Below are 18,903 nucleotides of genomic sequence, written 5' to 3' on the forward strand. Positions count from 1 at the left end.
CGAGAATGGCGACCCCGGCGAGAACGGCGGCGGCAACGGCGGCTCCGGCAACGGTGGCGGCAACAGCGGCGGCAACGGTGGCGGCGGCGAGGAGCCGGCGACGATCGGCGGCTCCGGCGGTGGCGGCGACGACACCTGCGAGCTCGGCGACGCCAGCGTCGACTGCGGCGGCACCAACCCGGACAGCGCCGGCAGCCAGCCGGTGCAGGACTCCAAGCCCGAGAAGCCCCAGGAGGAGCTCGCCGACACCGGTGCGGCCGAGACCACCTTCCTCCTCGTCGGTGCGGCGACGATGATCGCCGGCGGCGTCGGCTTCCGCTTCCTGCCGCGGCTCCTCGGCCGCAACGGCGGCGCGGCAGCCTGAACGACCCGCGCCTGACGGGCACTTGCCCGCCGGCGCACCGCAGGGCCGGGGACGTGTTCCCCGGCCCTGCGTCTGTCGTGGGGCGGTGCGGTCGGGCCGGCACCGGCCGGACGCACACCACCGAGGAGCGTCCCGATCAGGCCGTGGCCACCCGCTGTGCGACGAGCGCGACGGCGACGAGGGCCGCGAGGAGCCCGAGAAGGGCGGCGGGGGAGAGCGCCGCGAGCGGGTTGTCCCGGTGGAGGCGCTCGCGGTGGGCACGGCAGACGTGGCAGCGTCCCTCGCTGACCGGGCCCGCGCAGTTGGCACACACCAGTCGGTCGCACGTCATGCCGTACTCCTCTCCGAGCGGCGCTCCCGGGGCGACGGCCTCCGGCGGCGCCTGTCCCCGCAGACGTGTGACACGGCCCACCGGTTCCGCGAGCGCGGCGGCCCCGGTGGCAGCGGGGGTTCTTCTTCCCACTCTGCCACCCGCACCGCGCGGCTGCCGAGCCGAGCGCATTTACCGCGGGCTCGATCCGTGGTCAACAGCCGTGCGTGCGGGGGCGTTCCGGGGTGCTCCCGGTCTGCTGCGAGGGCTGCCGTTTTGTGCCCTTGGCTCCGTGAAGAAACCCACCAACACACCGTCCCGACTGCAAGGCACTCGGGGGTTCGCGTATGGTCGCCACACCGACGGGGAGCCGCACCGCGGCTTCCGCTGCCCCTACCCAGGTCGACGTGGTGTATCCGTGATCCGATTCGACAGCGTCTCCAAGTCCTACCCGAAGCAGAACCGTCCCGCCCTCCGCGAGGTGTCGTTGGAGATCGTGCGCGGCGAGTTCGTCTTTCTGGTGGGCTCCTCAGGTTCCGGCAAGTCGACGTTCCTGAGGCTGATACTGCGGGAGGAGCGCGCCAGTCAGGGCCGGGTGCACGTGCTCGGCAAGGACCTCGCGCGGCTCTCCAACTGGAAGGTGCCGCAGATGCGGCGTCAACTCGGCACCGTCTTCCAGGACTTCAGGCTGCTGACCAACAAGACCGTCGGCGAGAACGTCGCGTTCGCGCTGGAGGTCATCGGCAAGTCGCGCGGGCAGATCCGCAAGACGGTGCCGGAGGTGCTCGACCTGGTCGGCCTCGGGGGCAAGGGCGACCGGATGCCGGGCGAACTCTCCGGCGGTGAGCAGCAGCGCGTCGCCATCGCGCGCGCCTTCGCCAACCGGCCGATGCTGCTCATCGCGGACGAGCCGACGGGCAACCTCGACCCGCAGACCTCCGTCGGCATCATGAAGCTGCTCGACCGCATCAACCGCACCGGTACCACGGTCGTCATGGCCACGCACGACCAGCAGATCGTCGACCAGATGCGCAAGCGCGTGGTCGAGCTGGAGATGGGACGGCTCGTACGCGACCAGACGCGCGGCGTCTACGGCTACCAGCACTGAGCGCCCACCGCGCCGTGCCAGCCGGGCGCAAGCGCCCCTCCGCTCCAGCCGCACCACCTGTCTGAAAGGACGCCATGCGCGCCCAGTTCGTACTGTCGGAGATCGGCGTCGGTCTCCGCCGCAATCTCACGATGACCTTTGCGGTGATCGTCTCGGTGGCCCTCTCGCTCGCGCTCGCGGGCGGTTCGCTGCTCGCCCGCGAGCAGGTGAACACCATGAAGGGGTACTGGTACGACAAGGTCCAGGTCTCGATCTACCTCTGCAACAAGAACGACGCCTCCTCCGACCCGAACTGCGCCAAGGGCGCCGTCACCGAGCCGCAGAAGAAGAAGATCAAGAACGAGCTCGACGAGATGAACGTGGTGGACAAGGTCTACTACGAGTCGTCCGACGCCGCCTACAAGCACTACAAAAAGCAGTTCAAGGACTCGCCCCTCGCCGACTCCCTCACGCCCGACCAGATGCAGGAGTCCTACCGGGTCAAGCTCAACGACCCGACCAAGTACCAGGTCCTGCAGACGGCGTTCTCCGGAAGAGAGGGCGTGCAGGAGGTACAGGACCAGCGAAGTCTCCTGGAGAACCTCTTCAACCTCCTCAACGGCATGAACATCGCCGCGCTCTGCGTCATGGCGCTGATGCTCGTCGTTGCGCTGCTGCTGATCGTCAACACCGTGCGGGTGTCGGCGTTCAGCCGCAGGCGCGAGACGGGGATCATGAGACTCGTCGGTGCCTCCAGCTTCTACATCCAGATGCCGTTCATCCTGGAGGCCGCCATCGCGGGGCTGATCGGCGCGGGGCTCGCCTGCGTACTGCTGCTGGGCGCCAAGTACTTCCTCATCGACAGTTGGCTCGCCGAGAAGATCGTGCTGATCAACTTCATCGGCTGGGACGCGGTGATCAAGGTGTTGCCCTTCGTGGTGGCGGTCGGTGTGCTGATGCCGGCGGTCGCCGCCTTCTTCACCCTGCGCAAGTACCTGCGCGTCTGACCGCCCTCCGGCGTGCCCGACCCGCGCTGCCCCGGGGGGCGCTGTCCTAGACTCCGCACCATGTCGGGATCGTGGTGGTCCGCTCAGCGGCGTCCGGTGCTCGTCGGCGCCCGTGGCGTTGCGCTGACGTTGGTCTTCGCCGGTGCGCTCACCGCCGGCGCGGCGACGGGTTCCTGGGACGGCGGGCCGCTCCACCGGTCCGGCGCCGGCGCCGAGTTGCGCCCCGACGCGGCACTCGGCGCCGCCGACCGCGCCGAGGACGCCGCGGCCTCGGCCCACCGGGGGCGCGGCCAACTCGCCGACGACGCGGAGGAGCTCGTCAGCCGCAGCGGCGACCGCTGGGCGACCGCGTACACGGCCCGCGAGTACGAGGGCGTCCAACAGGCCCTCGACGGCACCTACATCGGCGTCGGCCTCTCCGTGGCCCGGGAGCACGGGCGGGAGTCGGCCGCCGGGTCCCGGGTCGCCGGTGTGAAGCGGGGGAGTCCGGCGGCCGAGGCCGGCGTGCGGGAGGGGGACAGGCTCCTCACCGTGGACGGCTCGGCGGTGCGGGGCGTCCCCGTCACCGACGTGGTCGCGCTCCTGCGCGGCTCGGGCGGCGAGGGCCGTGCCGCGGCGGCGCCCGGGAGCGAGGTGGGCGTGCTGCTGGAGCGCGACGGGCGCAGATGGCGGGCCGCGTTGGAGCGCACACGGCTGAGCACGCGAACAGTGACGGTCGACCGGCTCGACGACGGGACGGCCCGCGTCCGCGTCGCCGCCTTCACCCGCGGTGCCGGCGAGGAGGTGCGCGAGGCGGTCGCCGCGCAGCCCGCGGGCGCCGGCGTCCTCCTCGACCTGCGCGGCAACTCGGGCGGTCTCGTGGAGGAGGCCGTCGACGCGGCCGGCGCCTTCCTCGACGGCGGCCTCGTCGCGACGTACGACGCGGGGGACGGCCAGCGGGCGCTCTACGCGGAGCACGGCGGGGACGGCCGGCGTCCGGTCGCGGTGCTCGTCGACGGCGGGACGATGAGCGCGGGCGAGTTGCTCGCCGGGGCGCTCCAGGACCGCGGCCGCGCGGTGATCGTCGGCGGGCGCACCTTCGGCAAGGGGGCGGTCCAGATTCCGCGGCAGCTCCCCGACGGCTCCGTTGCCGAGCTCACGGTCGGTCATTACACGACACCGGGCGGGCACCGGGTGGAGGGTACGGGGATCGTGCCCGACCTTCCCGTGGAGGCGGGGGCCGTCGAGCGTGCACGCAGAGTATTGGGTGGCCTCGGTACGGGGGCGTAGTGGAACAATGGCGGGGCTATGGCGAAGAAGGCGAGCAAGAAGAAGCAGGCCAAGGACACGGCCCCGGAGCGCAAGCTCGTCGCGCAGAACAAGAAGGCGCGGCACGACTACAACATCCTCGACACCTACGAGTGCGGCCTCGTGCTCACGGGCACCGAGGTCAAGTCCCTGCGTGAGGGGCGTGCCTCGCTGGTGGACGGCTTCGCCCAGATCGACCGCGGCGAGGTCTGGCTCCACAACGTGCACATCCCCGAGTACACCCAGGGCACATGGACCAACCACGCAGCGCGACGAAAGCGGAAGCTGCTCCTCCATCGAGCGGAGATCGACAAGCTCGTGGGGAAGCTCCAGGAGACGGGGTACACGCTCGTGCCGCTCCAGCTCTACTTCCGCAAGGGACGGGCGAAGGTCGAGATCGCCCTGGCCAAGGGCAAGAAGGAGTACGACAAGCGGCAGGCGCTCCGCGAGAAGCAGGACCGCAGGGACGCGGACCGCGCGATCTCGGCGGCACGGCGCAGGCAGCGGGCCGCCGCGCTGTGACGCGGCGGGAATGCGAGGGGGCCCGGATGCGTTGAACGGGATGCGGGCCGACGGCTGAGCGTTGGCCCCGGCGCCGCACCGTCGCTTATGATGGGCGACGCAGCGTCCGAGAGGGCGCGGAGTTTCTCAACTCAACATGGGGATGATCGGTTTCGACAGCGGATGTCGAAGCAGGGGAAGCGAGCCGAGGAACGCGGCAATGATCTCGTTAACCATGTGCCGCAAAAAAATAATCGCCAACCAAAAGCGCGATTCCTTCGCCCTCGCTGCCTAAGCAGCGAGTGTGAAGTGTCAGCCCGGGTGCGTTCCCGACCCGGTTCCTGGCATCAGCTAGGGAACTCACCGCGTAGGCCCGGTCACGGGGCCTACCGGGACACCACACAGTGACTGAGCCCACGGAGACTCGTCCGCAAGAGCTCCAGGGCTGAGAAAAGCTCCCTGTGCAAGCAGGGGTTACGCGGACTGCGCTCGGAGAAGCCCTCCTTCCGCTCCGTTGGACGCGGGTTCGATTCCCGCCATCTCCACCGATCCCATGTGGGCAGGGCCCCCGTTCCGCTACGGCGGACGGGGGCCCTGCCGCGTGTCGGGGCGGCTGCGGCGCGGCGGTCAACTTCCCTACGGCCTCCCGAGGTTGACCCCGCCGCTCTGTGCCGGGCGCGTAACGGTTGCCGGACGACCGGCGCGCTCGCTCCGGACGGCGTGCTGTGATGGAGGCCATGCATGCCAAGCCCGCGCCCGACTGCCTGCCAGCGAAGCTGTACCTCCTCGCCTGCGACACGAAGCGCCGCAGACTGCGGAGCGTCAACGTGCTGGGCTACGTCCTGCGCGCCGGCATCCTCACCGAGCTCCAGCACCGCGGCTGCCTGGAGGACCAGGACGGGCGGGCCGCCCCGGTCGGGGACGTACGCACCGGGGACCCGATGCTCGACTGGGTGCTGCGGGAGCTCGTCTCCATGCGTCCGCGGAAGTGGGAGAAGCTCATCCAGCGTGACCGTACGCGCACGCTCCAAGCCGTGGAGCGGCAGTTGGAGGCCGCGGGCGTGATCGAGGTGGAGCGGCGCGACTGGCTCAGCGACCGGGTCTCGGTGCTGAAGCCCGGCATGGTGGACGAGCTGCGCTCGGAGGCGTCCCTCCCGCTCCTCGACCACTCGCGGCCCGCTCTCCAGGTGCCCCGGCAGCAGGCCGCGCTCTCCGTCATGGCGGCGGTCGGGCGGGTGCCCGGGGTCTTCACCGTGCGTCAACGGCGGCGCAACCGGAAGCGGTTGAACGAGTTGGCCGGGCACTCGGGCGAGACACCCGAAGCGCTGAAGACGGCGCTGCTCGACCGGTTCGACGAGACGGGCGAGCGGCTCGCGCCCTGGAACCGTCTCTTCAAGGCCGGGAGCGACATGGTGGGTTGAGTGGCCGGTTCGGGTCGCTGACTCCGGGCGCACGCCGCCTACCCTTCGGTAAGCGGCGCGGCCCCGGCGCTCCGCGGCGCGGAAGGGAGCCCGGAATGCCGCACGCCCCGGAGGACCCGGCGCCCGAGCCGCTCGGACCCGACTCGCTCACCTGGAAGTACTTCGGCGACTGGCGCGGGGTGCTCCTCGCTCCCTGGGCCGGAGCCATGCAGAACATGCACCCGCAGCTCGGCGCGGGCGTCGCGGAGCACTCGCGCTTCTTCGAGGAGCGCTGGCAGCGGCTCTTCCGCTCGCTCTATCCGATCGGCGGCGTCGTCTACGACGGACCGCGTGCCGCCGAGACGGCCCGCCGGGTACGCGGCTACCACCGCACCGTCCGCGGAACCGACGCGCAGGGGCGCCCGTACCACGCGCTCGATCCCGAGGTCTTCTACTGGGCGCACGCCACCTTCTTCGTCCTCACCCTCCTCGTCGCCGACCGCTTCGGCCCCGGGCTGACGCAGGCCGAGCGGCGGCAACTCTTCGACGAGCACGTGCAGTGGTGGCGGATGTACGGCATGACCACGCGCCCCGTGCCGCGTACCTGGGAAGAGTTCTGCGCCTACTGGGACCGGATGGCCGCCGACGTCCTGGAGGACAACCGCGCGACGAGGGACGTCCTCGACCTCGGTGAACTCGCCAAGCCGCCGGCGCTGCGGTTGCTTCCCGACGCGGTGTGGCGGCTGCTGCGTCCGGCCGTCGCGCGGCCGATGCTCTGGTGCACCGTCGGCCTCTTTCCGCCGGCGGTGCGGAAACGGCTCGGATATGCCTGGACGGTCCGCGACGAGGTGCGGCTGCGCAGGTTCGGGCGTCTCGTGCGTCTCGGTTGGCGTCTGGTGCCGCCGTCCCGGCGGTACCACCCGCGCGCACGCGCCGGTTGGGAGCGCGCGGCTGGGCGGCGCGCTCCCGGGGCGCCCGCCGTGGAGACTCCGCGGCGCAACCTTCCGCCGCCGGCCGAGCGGGATTCGCCCACGCACTACTCGCCGCCGGTGTGAGCGGCGCCCCGAACTGACCGTTCCGGTAGGCCCGTCGGCGGCTCGGAGCGTGCGCGCAGCCGCCATGCCTCGGAGCGTGCTCGCAGCCGCCATGCCAGGGCGGCGGCGAGGAGCGCCGCGCACCAGGGCACGGCGTACGTGTGGCCGCCGGCCGCGCGTTCGGCGGCCTGGCCGCCTGCCGCGGAGCCTGCCGCGATGCCGCCCATGAGCGCGGTGACGGCGAGCGTCATGCCCTCGTTGAGGTGTGCCGCAGGGGTGCGCTCCTGGAGGAGCGTCATGCCCGTGACCATCGTCGGCGCCGTCGCCATGCCGGCGACGAGGAGGGAGGCGCCGAGGAGGACGAGGCCGCCGCCCGCCGCCGCGGTGACGAGCGGCAGCGCCAGCAGCGTCGCCATCGCGGCCGTGCAGGGGAGGAACCGTGCGGCGGCGGTGCCCGGCCGGTCGCGGGCGCCGAACGCGAGGCCCGCGAGTGCGGAGCCGGCCGCCTGGAGGGCGAGGACGGCGCCGCCCGCCGCCGGGTGCCCCTGCGCGTCGGCGAAGGCGAGCGTCACTACTTCGAGTGAGCCGAAGACGGCACCGGCGGCGAGGAAGACGAGCAGCAGCGACGGCATGCCGGGGAGGCGCAACGGGCTTGCCGCACGCGGCGATCGGGAGCGCGCCACCGGCGGTTCAGTGCTCCGCTGCGCTGTGAAGAGCACCATGCCCACGACCAGGAGGACGACGCCGGCGACGGTGCCGGCCTCGGGGAAGAGCCCGGTGCAGAGCAGCGCGGCGAGGACGGGACCCGCGGTGAAGCAGCCCTCGTCGAGCGCCTGTTCCAGGGAGTTGGCGGAGTGGCGGGCCGAGGCGTCGTGCCGGTGGAGGTGGGCCCAGCGGGCGCGCGACATCCCACCGGTGTTGGGGGTGGTGGCCGTCGCCGCGTAGCAGGCGAAGAGCGTCCAGTCGGGGGCGCCGCGGCGCAGCGAGACGACGAGCGCGAGGGAGCCGCAGGCGGCGAGGAGCGTCGCGGGCAGGGCCACGCGGGACTGCCCGTGCCGGTCCACGAGGCGCGCGACGAGCGGGGCGACGAGCGCCGTCGCGGCGAGTCCGGCCGCGACCACCGCTCCGGCGAGCGCGTAGGAGCCGCGCCGCTCGGCGATCATCAGGACGGCGCTGACGCTGAACATCCCCATGGGCAGACGGGCGAGCAGGTTGCCGAGGGTGAAGGCGACCGTCCCCCGGACGGTGAAGAGGCGCGCGTAGGGGCCGGTGCGGCGGGAGGCTCGGCGGTGCGGCTGGGCGATGAGGAGGGTGTGACCGCTCAGCCAGGGCAAGTGGCCGCGGACAGGCGGGGGTTGGGCCCGTCGGTAGCGGGGGCCCGGGGCGTGGAAGGGCATACGTGCACGGTCCACGGCGGCTGGGTGCGGCGTCCAACACCTGTTGCGGGGTGATTGACCGGGTTGTGTTGTTAGCCTCTGCGGATGCCTGCCGACCTGCCGCCGCGGGTGCTCCGCTGCTTCCTCGCCGTCGCCGAAGAGCTGCACTTCACCCGTGCCGCGGCTCGTATCCCCGTGGCGCAGCAGGCGTTGAGCCGGGACATCGCGCTGCTGGAGCGCCGGTTGGGCGCTGCGGTCTTCCATCGGACCACGCGGCGCGTGGAGTTGACCGCCGCGGGGGCGCGGTTGCTGCCGCTGGCACGTCGAGTCGTCGAGGCGCAGCGGGAGTTGGCGGAGGCGTTCGTTCCCGACGAGCGTCCGTACGTGGTCGACGTGGCCGCGCCCGTCTCGACCGGCCAGCAGGTGCTCGACGCGGCGCGGGAGTCGGCGCCCGGCGTGGAGTTCGTCGCGAGGTACCACAGCGGGCTGGCGCGCGCCGCCGCCGAGATGGCGGACGGTCGCCTCGACGCCTCCTTCGGCCGGTTCGCGGGGCTGGACCGCGCGTCCCGCGCCGGACTCGGGCACGTCCTGGTCCGCCACGAACGCGTCTGCGTGCTGCTCCCCGAGGACGACCCGCGGGCCCGACTGCCGGAGGTGCCGCTGCGGTCGCTGCGCGGGTCCGAGCTGTACGCGGGCGCGGGCAACCCGGAGACGGCGGAGTGGACCGACTACGCGGAGGCCCTCCTCGCCGGCACGGGGGTGGGTCTGCTGCCGCCGTTCCCGAAGATCGAGGGCGAGGCCGAGTTCGCCCGGCTCGTGCGCAAGCGGCGGTGGTCGGTGCTGGCGAGCGAGGTGTTCGTGGGCGTGCCCGGCATGGTGCTGCGGCCCCTGGTGGAGCCGTGCGCGCTCTCGCCCGTCTCGTTGGTGTACCGGCGGCGGGGGCATCCCGGGCTGGGTGCTCTGCTGGAGGCGGCCCGTGCGCTGGGGGAGCGGGACGGGTGGCGGGTGCGGTCCTTCGGGGGGTGGGTGCCGGAGGCGGATGCGCGGGTGATCGGCGGGAGTTGAGCGTGGGGGACCGGCTTGTGCGACGGTGCCGGGTGGGCGCGCCTGACGCTGTGCCTGTCCTGCGCTGCGTTGTTCCACCGGGACTTCCGAAGTGGCGGGGGCGAAGGATTACGGCGTCCTTCCCACGGCGGCCCGGGCGCCGTTCTCCGATTTGCCGCCCATGCCGCGGGGTCGGCGCGTCCGTGCCGGGCGTGCCCGTACGCTCAGCCTCGCAGGGGGTTCGCGTCTCCAAGTGGCCGCGGCGGGTGTCGGCCCCGGCACGCGAGGAGCCTGCTGCTCCCCGCGGCTGCCGCGGTGGCTCCTACCGACCCAACTCAGCGGAAAAGCTCAGGACTTGATGCCCACACCGGCCCAGACGCCGACCTCCGACGCGTCCACCATCCCGACGAGCCGCGGCTTCTGGTCGATCTCCAACTCGGTGCGCCACTCGTGACTCGGGGCGAGCCCCGGGTCGGCTATCTCGGTCCCTGCCTGATGGAAGAACCGTTCCGTTGTGGCCTTGTCCCGGAGTGCGAGCGTCATCCCGCGCGAGCGGTAGACGCGGCCGAGCTCGCGCATCGTGCCCGTGGTGGCGCCCTCGGGGTCGAAGTCCTCGGTGGCGTGCGAGAGGATCAGTGCGCTTCCCGGCGCCATGGCGTCGAGGAGGCGCTGGGTGAGGCCGTGCGGGTCGGCGTCGTCGCCGACGAAGTGGAAGAGCGCGACGACGGAGAGGCAGGCCGGGCGGCTCAAGTCCAGTGTCTTGTCGGCCTGTTCGAGGATGCGCTCCGGCTCGCGCACGTCGGCGTCGATGTAGTCGGTGCGGCCCTCGCGGGTGCCGGTGAGGAGGGCGCGCGCGTAGGTGAGGACGATGGGGTCGTTGTCGGTGTAGACGACGCGGGCGTCCGGCGCGAACCGCTGCGCGACCTGGTGGAGGTTGGGCTCGGTGGGGATGCCGGTGCCTATGTCGACGAACTGCCGGATGCCGTGCTGCTCGACGACGTACCGGACGGCGCGGTGCATGAAGGCGCGGTTCTCGCGGGCGGCGACCATCGCGTTCGGGTTGGCGCCGAGGACCTCGGCGGCGGTCTCCCGGTCGGCGGGGTAGTTGGTCTTGCCGCCGAGGTAGAAGTCGTAGAGACGAGCGGGATGGGCTCGCTTGACGCCGAGCCGGTCCTCGTCGCCGCCGTTGGTGGCCATCGTGTCCTCCGAAGACTCCTGAAACCTCTGATCGTTGAGCAGCGCGGCCGACTCTACGCGCCCAGCCGCCCGCTGCACCCGGCAATCGCGGGAAAGAGACCCTCCGGCACGGAAGGTCCCCAGCCCGCGGCCCGTCGGCGTCAACCCGGCGCCATCCGCGCGACGTTGACGCCCAGGAGGCGCGCCCGGCGCACAACTGCGCGCCGGAAGCCCGTCGTTCTCGCCGCCGGCACCGTGACCCGCACTCGTACGCACACGTCCGGCCGCCGCCGCGCCGGGCACCTGGACGGCGCCGGGCGGCCCGGCGCCCGCGGGTGCCATGATCGGCGTACGACGGCCGCCGGGCCGCGTGCCCGGCAGCCGTACCAGTGCGCGTGAGGAAGTGGGTCCGGAGTGAGCTGCGTAGTCGTCGCCAGGTACCGCACCCTGGAGAGCAGGGAACAGGAGGTGCTGGAACTCCTCGATCGGGCCGCCGCCGCCACCCGCACCGAACCCGGCAACCTCGCCTACCGTGTCCACCAGGGTGCGGAGGACCCCCGCACCGTCCTCCTCTACGAGGAGTACCGGACGGAGGCCGACCTCGCCGCCCACTGGGCGAGCGAGCACTTCCGCGACGTCGTCGCGGGACGCGTCATCCCGCTGCTGGAGAGCCGCGAGGTGGTGCGGTGCCTGCCGCGGGGGCAGTGAGCGTCGTCCGCATGGCAACTGGCCCCGGTGCAGCTTCCGTTGTGCCGGGGCGCGCCTCACGTGGTCTTACGGCGCGTGGCGCAGCAGGGCGTCGCGCGGCCCTGTCGTGAGTCGATGCGTCCGCGTGGTAGCTCCGGTCGCCGACGAGTGGAGCCGGAGACGCGGCTCCGCGAACGATGGGCTTGCCGACACCGCGAACGTCGCCACCGGATTCGGCGCGGGGCGACCTCAGGTGTCGGCTGTTGCCGCCTGCTCCCGGCCGGGACGGGCTTCCGTGGCCTCTGTACGCCTTTGCCGTGCCGACGAGTCGGGTCGTGGCGGCCACCGTTCGGCCGGCGGCGATCCCCGCGGCTCAAGTCGCCCCCCACCTCCTGATGCCGCCGGCGAGCGGAGCAGCGAGGCGCGCCCCTGCCGCCCGGGCGGCTCGCCGCCCGGGCGAAATTGCGTTGCGGGCGCCCCCGCCCCGTGCCAGGGTGCTCGCGTTCCTGTAGTCGATCGTGCGAGGCAGCAGATGCTCGACCGGAGTGTTCCCACGGCCCGGCGGCCCCCTATGGCCGCACCGCGGACGGATGCTTCGGAGTTTCTGCATGCCCACACAGATCACGGCGCTCGGCGCCACCAAGAGCTACCCGGGTAGGACCGTCCTCGACGACGTCTCCTGCTCGGTCGCCGCCGGCTGCACCGGCGTCGTCGGGGAGAACGGCTCGGGGAAGAGCACGCTGCTGCGTCTCTTCGCCGGAGTCGAGCGGCCGGACGCGGGCGAGGTCCGCGTCGAGGCGGAGGGCGGCGTCGGATACCTGCCCCAGGAAGGGGAGTTGCCGCCGCACGCCACCGTCGCGGAGGTCCTCGCCGAGGCGCTGCGCGAACTCCGCGCCGTCGAGCGCCGGATGCGGGAGCTGGAGGCGCTGATGGCCGACGGTGCGGAGCAGGTGCTCACCGAGTACGGCGAACTCCTCACCGTCTTCGAGGTGCGCGGCGGCTACGACGCGGAGGCACGCGTCGAACGCACCCTCCACGGCCTCGGGTTGGCGCGGCTGCCCCGCGACCGCCGCGCGGGCGAGCTCTCCGGCGGCGAGCAGGTGCGGCTGCGCCTCGCGGCCCTCCTCGCGGCCTCGCCCGAGGTCCTCCTCCTCGACGAGCCGACCAACCACCTCGACGACGCGGCGCTCACCTGGCTCGAGGACCACCTGCGCACGCGCCCCGGCACGACCGTCGCCGTCTCGCACGACCGCACCTTCCTCGAACGCGCCGCACACACCCTGCTGGAGGTCGACGCCGATCGACGCACCGTCCTCCGCCACGGCAACGGCTACGCCGGCTACCTCGCCGACAAGGCGGCGGCGAGGCGCCGTTGGGAGCAGGCGTACGAGCGGTGGCGCACCGAGGTACGCGCCCAGCGCGAGGCCGCGGCGACCACGGCGCGGCGGGTGGCGTACGGGCGCGGCCCGAGCGACGCCAACAAGATGGCCTACGACCGCGCGGGCGGACGCGTCCAGCAGTCGCTCGCCAGTCGGGTGCGGAACGCGGAGGAGCGCCTCCGCAGACTTCTCGCGGACCCGGTCCCCGAACCTCCCCAACCGCTGTGCTTCCGTGCCGAGTTGGCCTCGCGGCGGCTGAAAGGGCCCGTCCTCGCGGCCGACGGGGTGGCGGTGGCCGACCGTCTCACGCCGACGGACCTCGCGCTCCGTTCGGGCGAGCGGCTCCTCGTCACGGGCCCGAACGGCGCGGGCAAGAGCACCCTCCTCGCCGTCCTGGCAGGCGAACTCCGCCCGGACGGAGGCACGTTGCGCCGCCGCGGACGAGTCGGACACCTGCCGCAGGAACCAGCCGTCGGGGCGCCGGAACGGACGGTGCTGGAGGCGTTCGCACACGGACACCGCGGCCGCTCGGAAGAACACCGCCAAAGCCTCCTGAGATCGGGCCTGTTCGCACCCGAGGCGCTGGAGGCGAGGGTCGGCGAACTCTCCACGGGCCAGCGCCAGCGGCTCGCCCTCGCTCGCCTCCTCAACGAACCCGCCGAGCTGCTCCTCCTCGACGAGCCGACCAACCACCTCTCACCCGCGCTCGTGGAAGAGTTGGAGGCGGCGCTCGACACGTACGGCGGCGCGCTCGTCGTCGTCAGCCACGACCGCAGACTCCGGCGGCGCTGGCAGGGTACGGAGCTGCGGCTGCCGGCCGAGTACGGCCCTTGCCTTCGAGAGCGCTCCAACTCCTAGGCTCCGCAACGGTTTCCCCGAACAGCACGGCAGACGACCCCACCCGGGAGGAACAGTGCAGGACCTTCACGACGCCCCGCTCCCGACGCGCACCCTGTGGCCCGAAGGGCCGGAGGTCGGTGCCCTCGGCCTCGGCTGCATGGGCATGAGCTGGGGCTACGGCACCTCCGCCGACGCCGAGGACCCGGCCGAGGTGATCGCCGAAGCGCTCGGCCTCGGCGTCACCTTCCTCGACACCAGTGACGTCTACGGCCCGTTCACCAACGAGGAGTTGGTGGGGCGCGCCCTCGCCGGCCGCAGGGACGAGGTGGTGCTGGCGACGAAGGGCGGCCTCGTCGCCGACTTCGAGACGTCGGGTTCCACCCCGGTGCGTCCCGACGGCCGCCCCGAGCACCTTCGCCGAGCGGTCGACGCGTCGCTGAAGCGGCTCGGTACCGACCGCATCGACCTCTACTACCTGCACCGCCCCGATCCGGAGGTCCCCGTCGAGGAGTCGATCGGCGCCATGGCGGAGGCCGTCGAGGCGGGCAAGGTCCGTGCGCTCGGCGTCTCCGAGTTCGGCGTGGAGCAGCTCGACCGGGCGCAGGCCGTCCACCCGGTCGCGGCCGTGCAGTCGGAGCTGTCGCTCTGGACGCGGGACCACCTCGCCACCTCGCTGCCGTGGTGCGAGGCGCACGGGGCGGCCTTCGTGCCCTTCTCGCCGCTCGGACGCGGCTTCCTCACGGGCCGGTTCAGGGCCGCCGCCTTCGCCGACGACGACTACCGCACCCGCATGCCGAGGTTCCAGCAGGACAACCTCGCCGCCAACCTCGCGATAGTCGAGGGCGCCGAGGCGGTGGCCGCGCGGCACGGTGCGTCGGCCGGGCAGGTGGCGCTCGCCTGGACGCTGGCGCAGGGCGAGCACGTCGTACCGATCCCCGGCACGCGGCGCCGCTCCCGGCTGCGCGAGAACGCGGCGGCGGGACAACTCCGGCTCACCGGCGAGGACTTGGCCGCACTCGACGCCCTTCCCGCGCCGACGGGCGAGCGCTACTGAGGGCGGATGCCTTCCGAGCCGGTCTCCGCCGTGCCGAAGAGGGGAACGACGGACGGCGCCTCCGCCGCCAACTGCGCGACGGCGGCGAGGCGTTCGGCTTCACCGAGCGCCTCCCACGCCATCGCGTCGTCGAGCGCGGGCGAGATCCGGTCCCAGTTCTCGCCCCGCGCCCTGATCTCGCCGCCGCGGTGCTCCGACGCGTCGCCGTACCGCTCGTTGCGCTCCCGGACGTCCGGGGTGTCGGCGGCGTAGAGCAGGAAGAGGCCCTTGTCCGTCCGCGCGCCGTACGGGTTGCGCGCGCGGAGGTCGGCGAGGTGGTGGGCGCTGAGCCTGATCGCCTCGTTCGGCTTCTCCTCGATGTACTCGGCGAGTCGGGCGTCGCTCATACCGCTCAGCGGGGAGCCGTCCTCCGCCGTGAACGCGAGCGGGTGGCGCTCCAGCACGCGGCGGGCCGTTTCCGGCTTGAGGTGCGTGATGCCGAGCGACTTGTCCGGCTTGACGGTTCCGGCGAAGAGTCGGTTGAGCCGGCGGCCGACGAACGAGGCGGGACCGTCGGGCGAGCCGTCGACGTGCTGGTACCACTGCTGTTCCTGCCACAGCGTCGCGAGGAGCAGCTTGCGCGACGTGCCCGTCTCGCGTGCCGCCTCTGCGACGGCGGCGAGTTGGGAGGGCGTGACGTTGATGGGGTGGAGGTCCTCGTCCCTGCCGCTGAGGCGCAGGGCTATCGCGTAGGGGGTGTCCTCGGCGGGTCCGGGGGCGGCGGCCTCCGTCTCCGGACCGTCGGGAGCCGGGGCCAACTCGTCCGGGAGCGCGCGGTCTTGGCGCTGCGACGCCGAGGGGTGCGAGCAGCTCGGGACACGGGGCTGTGCGGCGGCGTCCATGTGTGGTGGCCCCCCTCCTCCGCGAACGATGTACGGCTCTCCCCGGTACGTCCCCTTCGGCGGGGGGCTCTACGCGGTTGGCGTCGGCTCGTTCCGCGGGGTGGCGCCAGTGTGGCAGACGCGCGCCGGGGGGCTCCGGGCGGCGTTGGCGCCCGTCATTCTTTCGCCGAGTGCGGCCCAACTGTGCCGCTCCGCGTGCGGAGTTCGCCCGCCGCGCCGGTCGCGACGAGCAGCAGGGTGAGTCCGACGCCTGCAAGGACGGCGGTCGACGGAGGGACCGCGCGCTGCGCGACGCCGACCACGGCGGCACTGGCCGCGTAGCCGACACCGGTCGCCGCGTACATCACCGAGTACGCCGCCGCGTGCGCACTGGGCGGCAGCGACTCGCGCAGCGCGAGGGACCGCGTCAACTGCACGCCGGACTGGAGGAGTCCGGCGGCGAGCAACGCGCCCGCGATCCACGGCAGCGACGCAGCCGTCGCGACGACGGTCACGCACCCGGTGACGCCGACCAGCAGCACCAGGCCCTGGACACGGAGCGGCCCGGGCCACGCGCCGCGCAGGCCGTAGAGCACGGCACCGACCGCCGAGGCGACCGAGAACCCGGCGAGGAGCGGACCCGCCCAGCCCACGCCGAGCGCCCGCTGCTCCAGCAGTGCGGGCAGGGCGAGTTCGGCAAGGGCGAGCAGCGACATCGACGCGGCCCCGACGACGTAGACGGGCCAGGCCCCGACCAGCATGCGCGCCAGCGAAGCGCCTCCCCGGTCGCCCGCCTCCGCGGCCCACCCGGCGGGCAGCGCCCACAGGCCCGCCGTCGCCGCGGCCATCAGCGCCCCGGAGAGCAGGAGCGGCAGGGGCGACGCGACCCCGAGCGCGAGCACCCCCGCGAGAGCGGGCGCCACCGACCAGAGCGTGTAGGTCAGGACGGACTCGACGCTCAGCGCCTTGACGACGAGGCCGTCCGGGAGCTGCGCGGCCAGCAGAGCCCGCAGCCCGCCTCCCGCCGCCGCGGGCGCGCCCCCCGCGAGCGCGGCGAGCGCTCCGAGAGGCACCGGATGCGCCCCCGGCAGCACCCCGATCGCCCCGAACGCACAGGCCCCGACGGCGAGTCCGGCCGCCAACTGCCCGCGCGCCCGCTCCGGCAGCAGCCGCGCCCCGAGCACCGCGGCCCCGACCACCTCCCCGACGACGTACGCAGCCGCGAGCCCGGCACCGACCGCGTACCCGCCCGGCCGCTCCCGCACGAGGAAGACGAGCGCGAGCGGCGCCATGGCGACGGGGAGGCGTGCGCAGGCGACGACCAGTGCCCAGGTGGTGAAGAGGCGGGTGGCCAGGTGGCGGTAGTGCATGGCGCACTCCGACGGCGTTGTGGGCGGGGCGGGCGGTGGTCGTTGCGCCCGGTGGGGCTCCGGGGGCTCGCCGGGTTCAAGTCATGGCAGGTCGACCGTAGTTGGGGCCGCCGTCCTGGCCGCATTGCCCGTACGTCCGGTGCTGTGCGGCGGCGTCCCGTCCCCGGCGGAGACGTGGCTCAGGTGCGGCGGTCGGGGCGGCGTGCGTGAGGAACCGGTGCCAGGTGGTGGGAGCGAGAGCGAGCGCCGGGGCGTCGGGGCTCTTGGAGTCGCGGACGTGGACGGTGTGGGGGCAGGCGGCGACTTCGAGACAGTCCCCGCCCTCGCTTCCGCTGTGGCTGGACTTGCGCCAGTGGTAGGCGACTTCGAGGCAGTTACCGCCCTCGTCGCTGCTGTGGCTGGACTTGAACCAGGTGAGGTGTGCATAGCTCCGTGGGAGCCGTGCTGGCTTCATACCTCTCCTCACAGGTTGTCCGGGTGGAAGGGCGGGGCGCCTTCGCTCGATGCGTTTGCGGTCGGAGTCAGGTTCTGGTGTCCGCGCTGACGTGGTGGGTGAGGTTTCTCCAAGTCGCCGGGGCGAGACTGAGAACGGGGCTGTTGGGCATTTTGGAGTCGCGCACGTGGATGGCATGGGGGCATGTGGCGACTTCGACACAGTTACCGCCCTCATCGCCGCTGTGGCTGGACTTGAACCAAGCGAGTTCCGCGGGCATGCGACGGGTCTGCGCGTTCCTCATGACTCTCCTAGCAGACGGTCCAGCAGGCTCCTGCTGTCTTCTGGATTGAGGGCCTGTGTTCGCAGCATCGCATACTTCTGGGCAAGCACACTTACCTCGCTGGGCTCCGAGACAAGAATGCTGCCCCGTTGGGTCTCCATGTACGCCAGGTGCTCGTGGTCCGTCGTCTCCAAAAGCACGAACGGACCATTGAGCCCCGCGTGCGTCTCGCGCTTGAAGGGCATGAACTGGACCGTGATCCCTGGCCGTTCGGAGTGCGTACGAAGGGTGCGGAGCTGTTGTACGTAGACGTTCCTCCCTCCTAGCCGGTCCCGCAGTACCGCCTCGGAGAGGATGAAACTGGCGGTGGGCGGCTCCTTGCGCTGAAAGATCTCCTGACGTTCCATACGTGCGGTTACTTGGTCTTCGCGGTCGTCCTCGTGCAGAGCAGGCACCTTGCTACGGAACACCGCCCGCGCATACTCCTCCGTCTGCAAGAGCCCCGGTACCACTTGGTTCTCGTACGACCCGATCGCCACCGCCTCCCGCTCCCGATCGATGAACTCCGCCGCCCACACCGGATACTTGTCCATCTCCGGAAGGTTCTCCACGGCGACCGCCAACGCCCCTTTCGTGTCGAGGAGTTCGTCCAACTGCTCCGCGAGGTCCGGCTTGAGCGGCCGCCTCCCCTGTTCGATCGACGCGAGGGTGTCGTACTCCACGCACAGGACCTCGCACAGGGATTCCTGTGTGTAACCGGCCGCTCGGCGGAAAAGGGCCACTTGGCGGCCGATGAGCCGCATGGCGGAGGCGTTCTTCTTGCGGGCGCCAGTGCGCCGGGCTCCTGGATGCATGGGACCGTACTCCCCGGGATGGCCGGTGATCGACCGGAAACCGACCCGTACAACGAATCTGTACGGGTTGCTCCACCCCCGTACTTTAGCTACGGGGTGCGACCGTTACGGCGTGATCAGTGAGATTCCGCTGCCGTTCTTCGCCGAGCGGCTCTTCCGCAGGGAGCGGCGCTCCGTGCCGGCCGCCAGGGCGTTCGCGGGAGAGGTGCTCGACGCCTGGAAGGCGCCCGAGCGCAGGCCCGAAGTGTTGCTGTGCGTAAGTGAGTTGGCGACCAACGCGGTGCTCCACGGGGTGCCGCCGGGGCGCGGATTCCGCCTCATGACGTGGCTGGAGCGCGACGGTCTCCTCCGCGTCGAGGTGCACGACAGCGGCCCCGGCCGGCCGTGCGCGGTGCGTCCCGCGGCGGGGGAGGAGTCGGGGCGCGGGCTGCTGCTCGTCGAGGCGGTGGCCGACAGGTGGGGCGTGGGGGAGCGGGACCCCGGCAAGGTCGTCTGGTGCGAACTGGCCCTGCGCTGACCGCGGTCGCTCAGACGGCGGCCACCACCGGCTCGACGAC

Annotated in this window: 19 protein-coding genes, 1 other RNA gene and 1 pseudogene; 13 read left to right on the forward strand and 8 right to left on the reverse strand. The window is 72.5% G+C overall.

Annotation, left to right across the window (positions count from 1 at the left end; all coding sequences use genetic code 11):
• Positions 1-364: LPXTG cell wall anchor domain-containing protein (locus tag UWG_RS0116750; protein ID WP_016908369.1), on the forward strand; the 364-nt coding region annotated here is incomplete at its 5' end.
• Positions 365-500: 136 nt separating this feature from the next.
• Here the strand turns inward: UWG_RS0116750 and UWG_RS0116755 are convergent.
• On the reverse strand, positions 501-695 hold the full coding sequence (locus tag UWG_RS0116755) for a hypothetical protein (protein WP_029391514.1): 195 nt from the start codon (positions 693-695) through the stop codon (positions 501-503).
• A gap of 397 nt (positions 696-1,092) precedes the next feature.
• Here UWG_RS0116755 and ftsE point away from each other — a divergent pair, with 397 nt between their 5' ends.
• The 7 genes from ftsE to UWG_RS0116785 all read left to right on the forward strand — a co-directional run bounded on the left by ftsE (position 1,093) and on the right by UWG_RS0116785 (position 7,011).
• Positions 1,093-1,782, forward strand: a complete 690-nt coding sequence (gene ftsE, locus UWG_RS0116760) for a cell division ATP-binding protein FtsE (RefSeq protein WP_016908371.1) — start codon at positions 1,093-1,095, stop codon at positions 1,780-1,782.
• A gap of 74 nt (positions 1,783-1,856) precedes the next feature.
• The gene (gene ftsX, locus UWG_RS0116765; protein WP_016908372.1) at positions 1,857-2,768 is read left to right on the forward strand and encodes a permease-like cell division protein FtsX; all 912 of its coding nucleotides are present in this window, start codon (positions 1,857-1,859) and stop codon (positions 2,766-2,768) included.
• A 60-nt stretch (positions 2,769-2,828) separates the two neighbouring features.
• A complete protein-coding gene (locus tag UWG_RS0116770) occupies positions 2,829-4,037 on the forward strand; it encodes a S41 family peptidase (protein WP_029391515.1) in 1,209 nt (402 codons plus the stop codon).
• Positions 4,038-4,055: 18 nt separating this feature from the next.
• On the forward strand, positions 4,056-4,577 hold the full coding sequence (gene smpB, locus UWG_RS0116775) for an SsrA-binding protein SmpB (RefSeq protein WP_016908374.1): 522 nt from the start codon (positions 4,056-4,058) through the stop codon (positions 4,575-4,577).
• A gap of 138 nt (positions 4,578-4,715) precedes the next feature.
• Positions 4,716-5,104: a transfer-messenger RNA gene (ssrA, locus tag UWG_RS32215) on the forward strand.
• Positions 5,105-5,293: 189 nt separating this feature from the next.
• Positions 5,294-5,977, forward strand: a complete 684-nt coding sequence (locus UWG_RS0116780) for a GOLPH3/VPS74 family protein (protein ID WP_237720116.1) — start codon at positions 5,294-5,296, stop codon at positions 5,975-5,977.
• A 95-nt stretch (positions 5,978-6,072) separates the two neighbouring features.
• Positions 6,073-7,011 (forward strand): oxygenase MpaB family protein, encoded by a 939-nt coding sequence (locus tag UWG_RS0116785; protein WP_016908376.1) that lies wholly within the window; start codon positions 6,073-6,075, stop codon positions 7,009-7,011.
• On the opposite strand, the gene UWG_RS0116790 is transcribed toward UWG_RS0116785, so the two are convergent.
• Positions 6,993-8,324: an MFS transporter gene (locus UWG_RS0116790; protein WP_016908377.1), complete on the reverse strand. Its 1,332-nt coding sequence runs from the start codon at positions 8,322-8,324 to the stop codon at positions 6,993-6,995. The two genes, UWG_RS0116785 and UWG_RS0116790, sit on opposite strands and share 19 nt — an antisense overlap.
• 147 nt (positions 8,325-8,471) lie before the next feature.
• On the opposite strand from UWG_RS0116790, the gene UWG_RS0116795 reads away from it, so the two are divergent.
• Positions 8,472-9,431, forward strand: a complete 960-nt coding sequence (locus UWG_RS0116795; protein ID WP_016908378.1) for a LysR family transcriptional regulator — start codon at positions 8,472-8,474, stop codon at positions 9,429-9,431.
• A 327-nt stretch (positions 9,432-9,758) separates the two neighbouring features.
• Here the strand turns inward: UWG_RS0116795 and UWG_RS0116800 are convergent, their stop codons facing one another.
• The gene (locus UWG_RS0116800) at positions 9,759-10,607 is read right to left on the reverse strand and encodes an SAM-dependent methyltransferase (RefSeq protein WP_016908379.1); all 849 of its coding nucleotides are present in this window, start codon (positions 10,605-10,607) and stop codon (positions 9,759-9,761) included.
• A 393-nt stretch (positions 10,608-11,000) separates the two neighbouring features.
• Here UWG_RS0116800 and UWG_RS0116805 point away from each other — a divergent pair, with 393 nt between their 5' ends.
• From UWG_RS0116805 to UWG_RS0116815, 3 genes are all read left to right on the forward strand, one after another.
• Positions 11,001-11,294, forward strand: a complete 294-nt coding sequence (locus UWG_RS0116805) for a putative quinol monooxygenase (protein WP_016908380.1) — start codon at positions 11,001-11,003, stop codon at positions 11,292-11,294.
• 587 nt (positions 11,295-11,881) lie between these two features.
• Positions 11,882-13,510, forward strand: a complete 1,629-nt coding sequence (gene abc-f / locus UWG_RS0116810) for a ribosomal protection-like ABC-F family protein (protein WP_016908381.1) — start codon at positions 11,882-11,884, stop codon at positions 13,508-13,510.
• A 55-nt stretch (positions 13,511-13,565) separates the two neighbouring features.
• Positions 13,566-14,546 carry an aldo/keto reductase gene (locus UWG_RS0116815; protein WP_016908382.1) on the forward strand — a complete coding sequence of 327 codons (981 nt, stop codon included), beginning with the start codon at positions 13,566-13,568 and terminating at the stop codon, positions 14,544-14,546.
• On the opposite strand, the gene UWG_RS0116820 is transcribed toward UWG_RS0116815, so the two are convergent.
• From UWG_RS0116820 to UWG_RS0116835, 5 genes and pseudogenes are all read right to left on the reverse strand, one after another.
• Positions 14,540-15,427 carry a hypothetical protein gene (locus UWG_RS0116820; RefSeq protein WP_016908383.1) on the reverse strand — a complete coding sequence of 296 codons (888 nt, stop codon included), beginning with the start codon at positions 15,425-15,427 and terminating at the stop codon, positions 14,540-14,542. The two genes, UWG_RS0116815 and UWG_RS0116820, sit on opposite strands and share 7 nt — an antisense overlap.
• 155 nt (positions 15,428-15,582) lie before the next feature.
• A complete protein-coding gene (locus tag UWG_RS0116825; RefSeq protein ID WP_016908384.1) occupies positions 15,583-16,776 on the reverse strand; it encodes a hypothetical protein in 1,194 nt (397 codons plus the stop codon).
• A gap of 196 nt (positions 16,777-16,972) precedes the next feature.
• A pseudogene (locus tag UWG_RS30290) lies at positions 16,973-17,230 on the reverse strand (DUF397 domain-containing protein); the annotation flags it as partial.
• A gap of 67 nt (positions 17,231-17,297) precedes the next feature.
• Entirely contained in the window at positions 17,298-17,513 is a 216-nt protein-coding gene (locus UWG_RS32220; RefSeq protein ID WP_337459933.1) for a DUF397 domain-containing protein, read from the reverse strand.
• Positions 17,510-18,346, reverse strand: a complete 837-nt coding sequence (locus UWG_RS0116835) for a helix-turn-helix domain-containing protein (RefSeq protein WP_106429974.1) — start codon at positions 18,344-18,346, stop codon at positions 17,510-17,512. The genes UWG_RS32220 and UWG_RS0116835 overlap by 4 nt, the downstream gene beginning before the upstream one ends.
• Before the next feature lie 112 nt (positions 18,347-18,458).
• Between UWG_RS0116835 and UWG_RS0116840 the strand changes: the two genes are divergently transcribed.
• Positions 18,459-18,863 carry an ATP-binding protein gene (locus UWG_RS0116840; RefSeq protein WP_016908387.1) on the forward strand — a complete coding sequence of 135 codons (405 nt, stop codon included), beginning with the start codon at positions 18,459-18,461 and terminating at the stop codon, positions 18,861-18,863.
• Positions 18,864-18,903 lie beyond the last annotated feature (40 nt).

It is taken from the genome of Streptomyces xiaopingdaonensis (assembly GCF_000262345.1).
Lineage (GTDB): Bacteria > Actinomycetota > Actinomycetes > Streptomycetales > Streptomycetaceae > Streptomyces > Streptomyces xiaopingdaonensis.

What these genes read in the sequence shown, in the direction of transcription:
- UWG_RS0116795 (WP_016908378.1), top strand. Translation starts at nt 8,472, where the DNA reads ATGCCTGCCGACCTGCCGCCGCGGGTGCTCCGCTGCTTCCTCGCCGTC.
- UWG_RS0116785 (WP_016908376.1), top strand. Translation starts at nt 6,073, where the DNA reads ATGCCGCACGCCCCGGAGGACCCGGCGCCCGAGCCGCTCGGACCCGAC.
- UWG_RS0116755 (WP_029391514.1), bottom strand. Translation starts at nt 695, where the DNA reads ATGACGTGCGACCGACTGGTGTGTGCCAACTGCGCGGGCCCGGTCAGC.
- UWG_RS0116825 (WP_016908384.1), bottom strand. Translation starts at nt 16,776, where the DNA reads ATGCACTACCGCCACCTGGCCACCCGCCTCTTCACCACCTGGGCACTG.
- UWG_RS32220 (WP_337459933.1), bottom strand. Translation starts at nt 17,513, where the DNA reads ATGAGGAACGCGCAGACCCGTCGCATGCCCGCGGAACTCGCTTGGTTC.
- ftsX (WP_016908372.1), top strand. Translation starts at nt 1,857, where the DNA reads ATGCGCGCCCAGTTCGTACTGTCGGAGATCGGCGTCGGTCTCCGCCGC.
- UWG_RS0116770 (WP_029391515.1), top strand. Translation starts at nt 2,829, where the DNA reads ATGTCGGGATCGTGGTGGTCCGCTCAGCGGCGTCCGGTGCTCGTCGGC.
- UWG_RS0116820 (WP_016908383.1), bottom strand. Translation starts at nt 15,427, where the DNA reads ATGGACGCCGCCGCACAGCCCCGTGTCCCGAGCTGCTCGCACCCCTCG.
- smpB (WP_016908374.1), top strand. Translation starts at nt 4,056, where the DNA reads ATGGCGAAGAAGGCGAGCAAGAAGAAGCAGGCCAAGGACACGGCCCCG.
- abc-f (WP_016908381.1), top strand. Translation starts at nt 11,882, where the DNA reads ATGCCCACACAGATCACGGCGCTCGGCGCCACCAAGAGCTACCCGGGT.
- UWG_RS0116835 (WP_106429974.1), bottom strand. Translation starts at nt 18,346, where the DNA reads ATGCATCCAGGAGCCCGGCGCACTGGCGCCCGCAAGAAGAACGCCTCC.
- UWG_RS0116780 (WP_237720116.1), top strand. Translation starts at nt 5,294, where the DNA reads ATGCATGCCAAGCCCGCGCCCGACTGCCTGCCAGCGAAGCTGTACCTC.
- UWG_RS0116800 (WP_016908379.1), bottom strand. Translation starts at nt 10,607, where the DNA reads ATGGCCACCAACGGCGGCGACGAGGACCGGCTCGGCGTCAAGCGAGCC.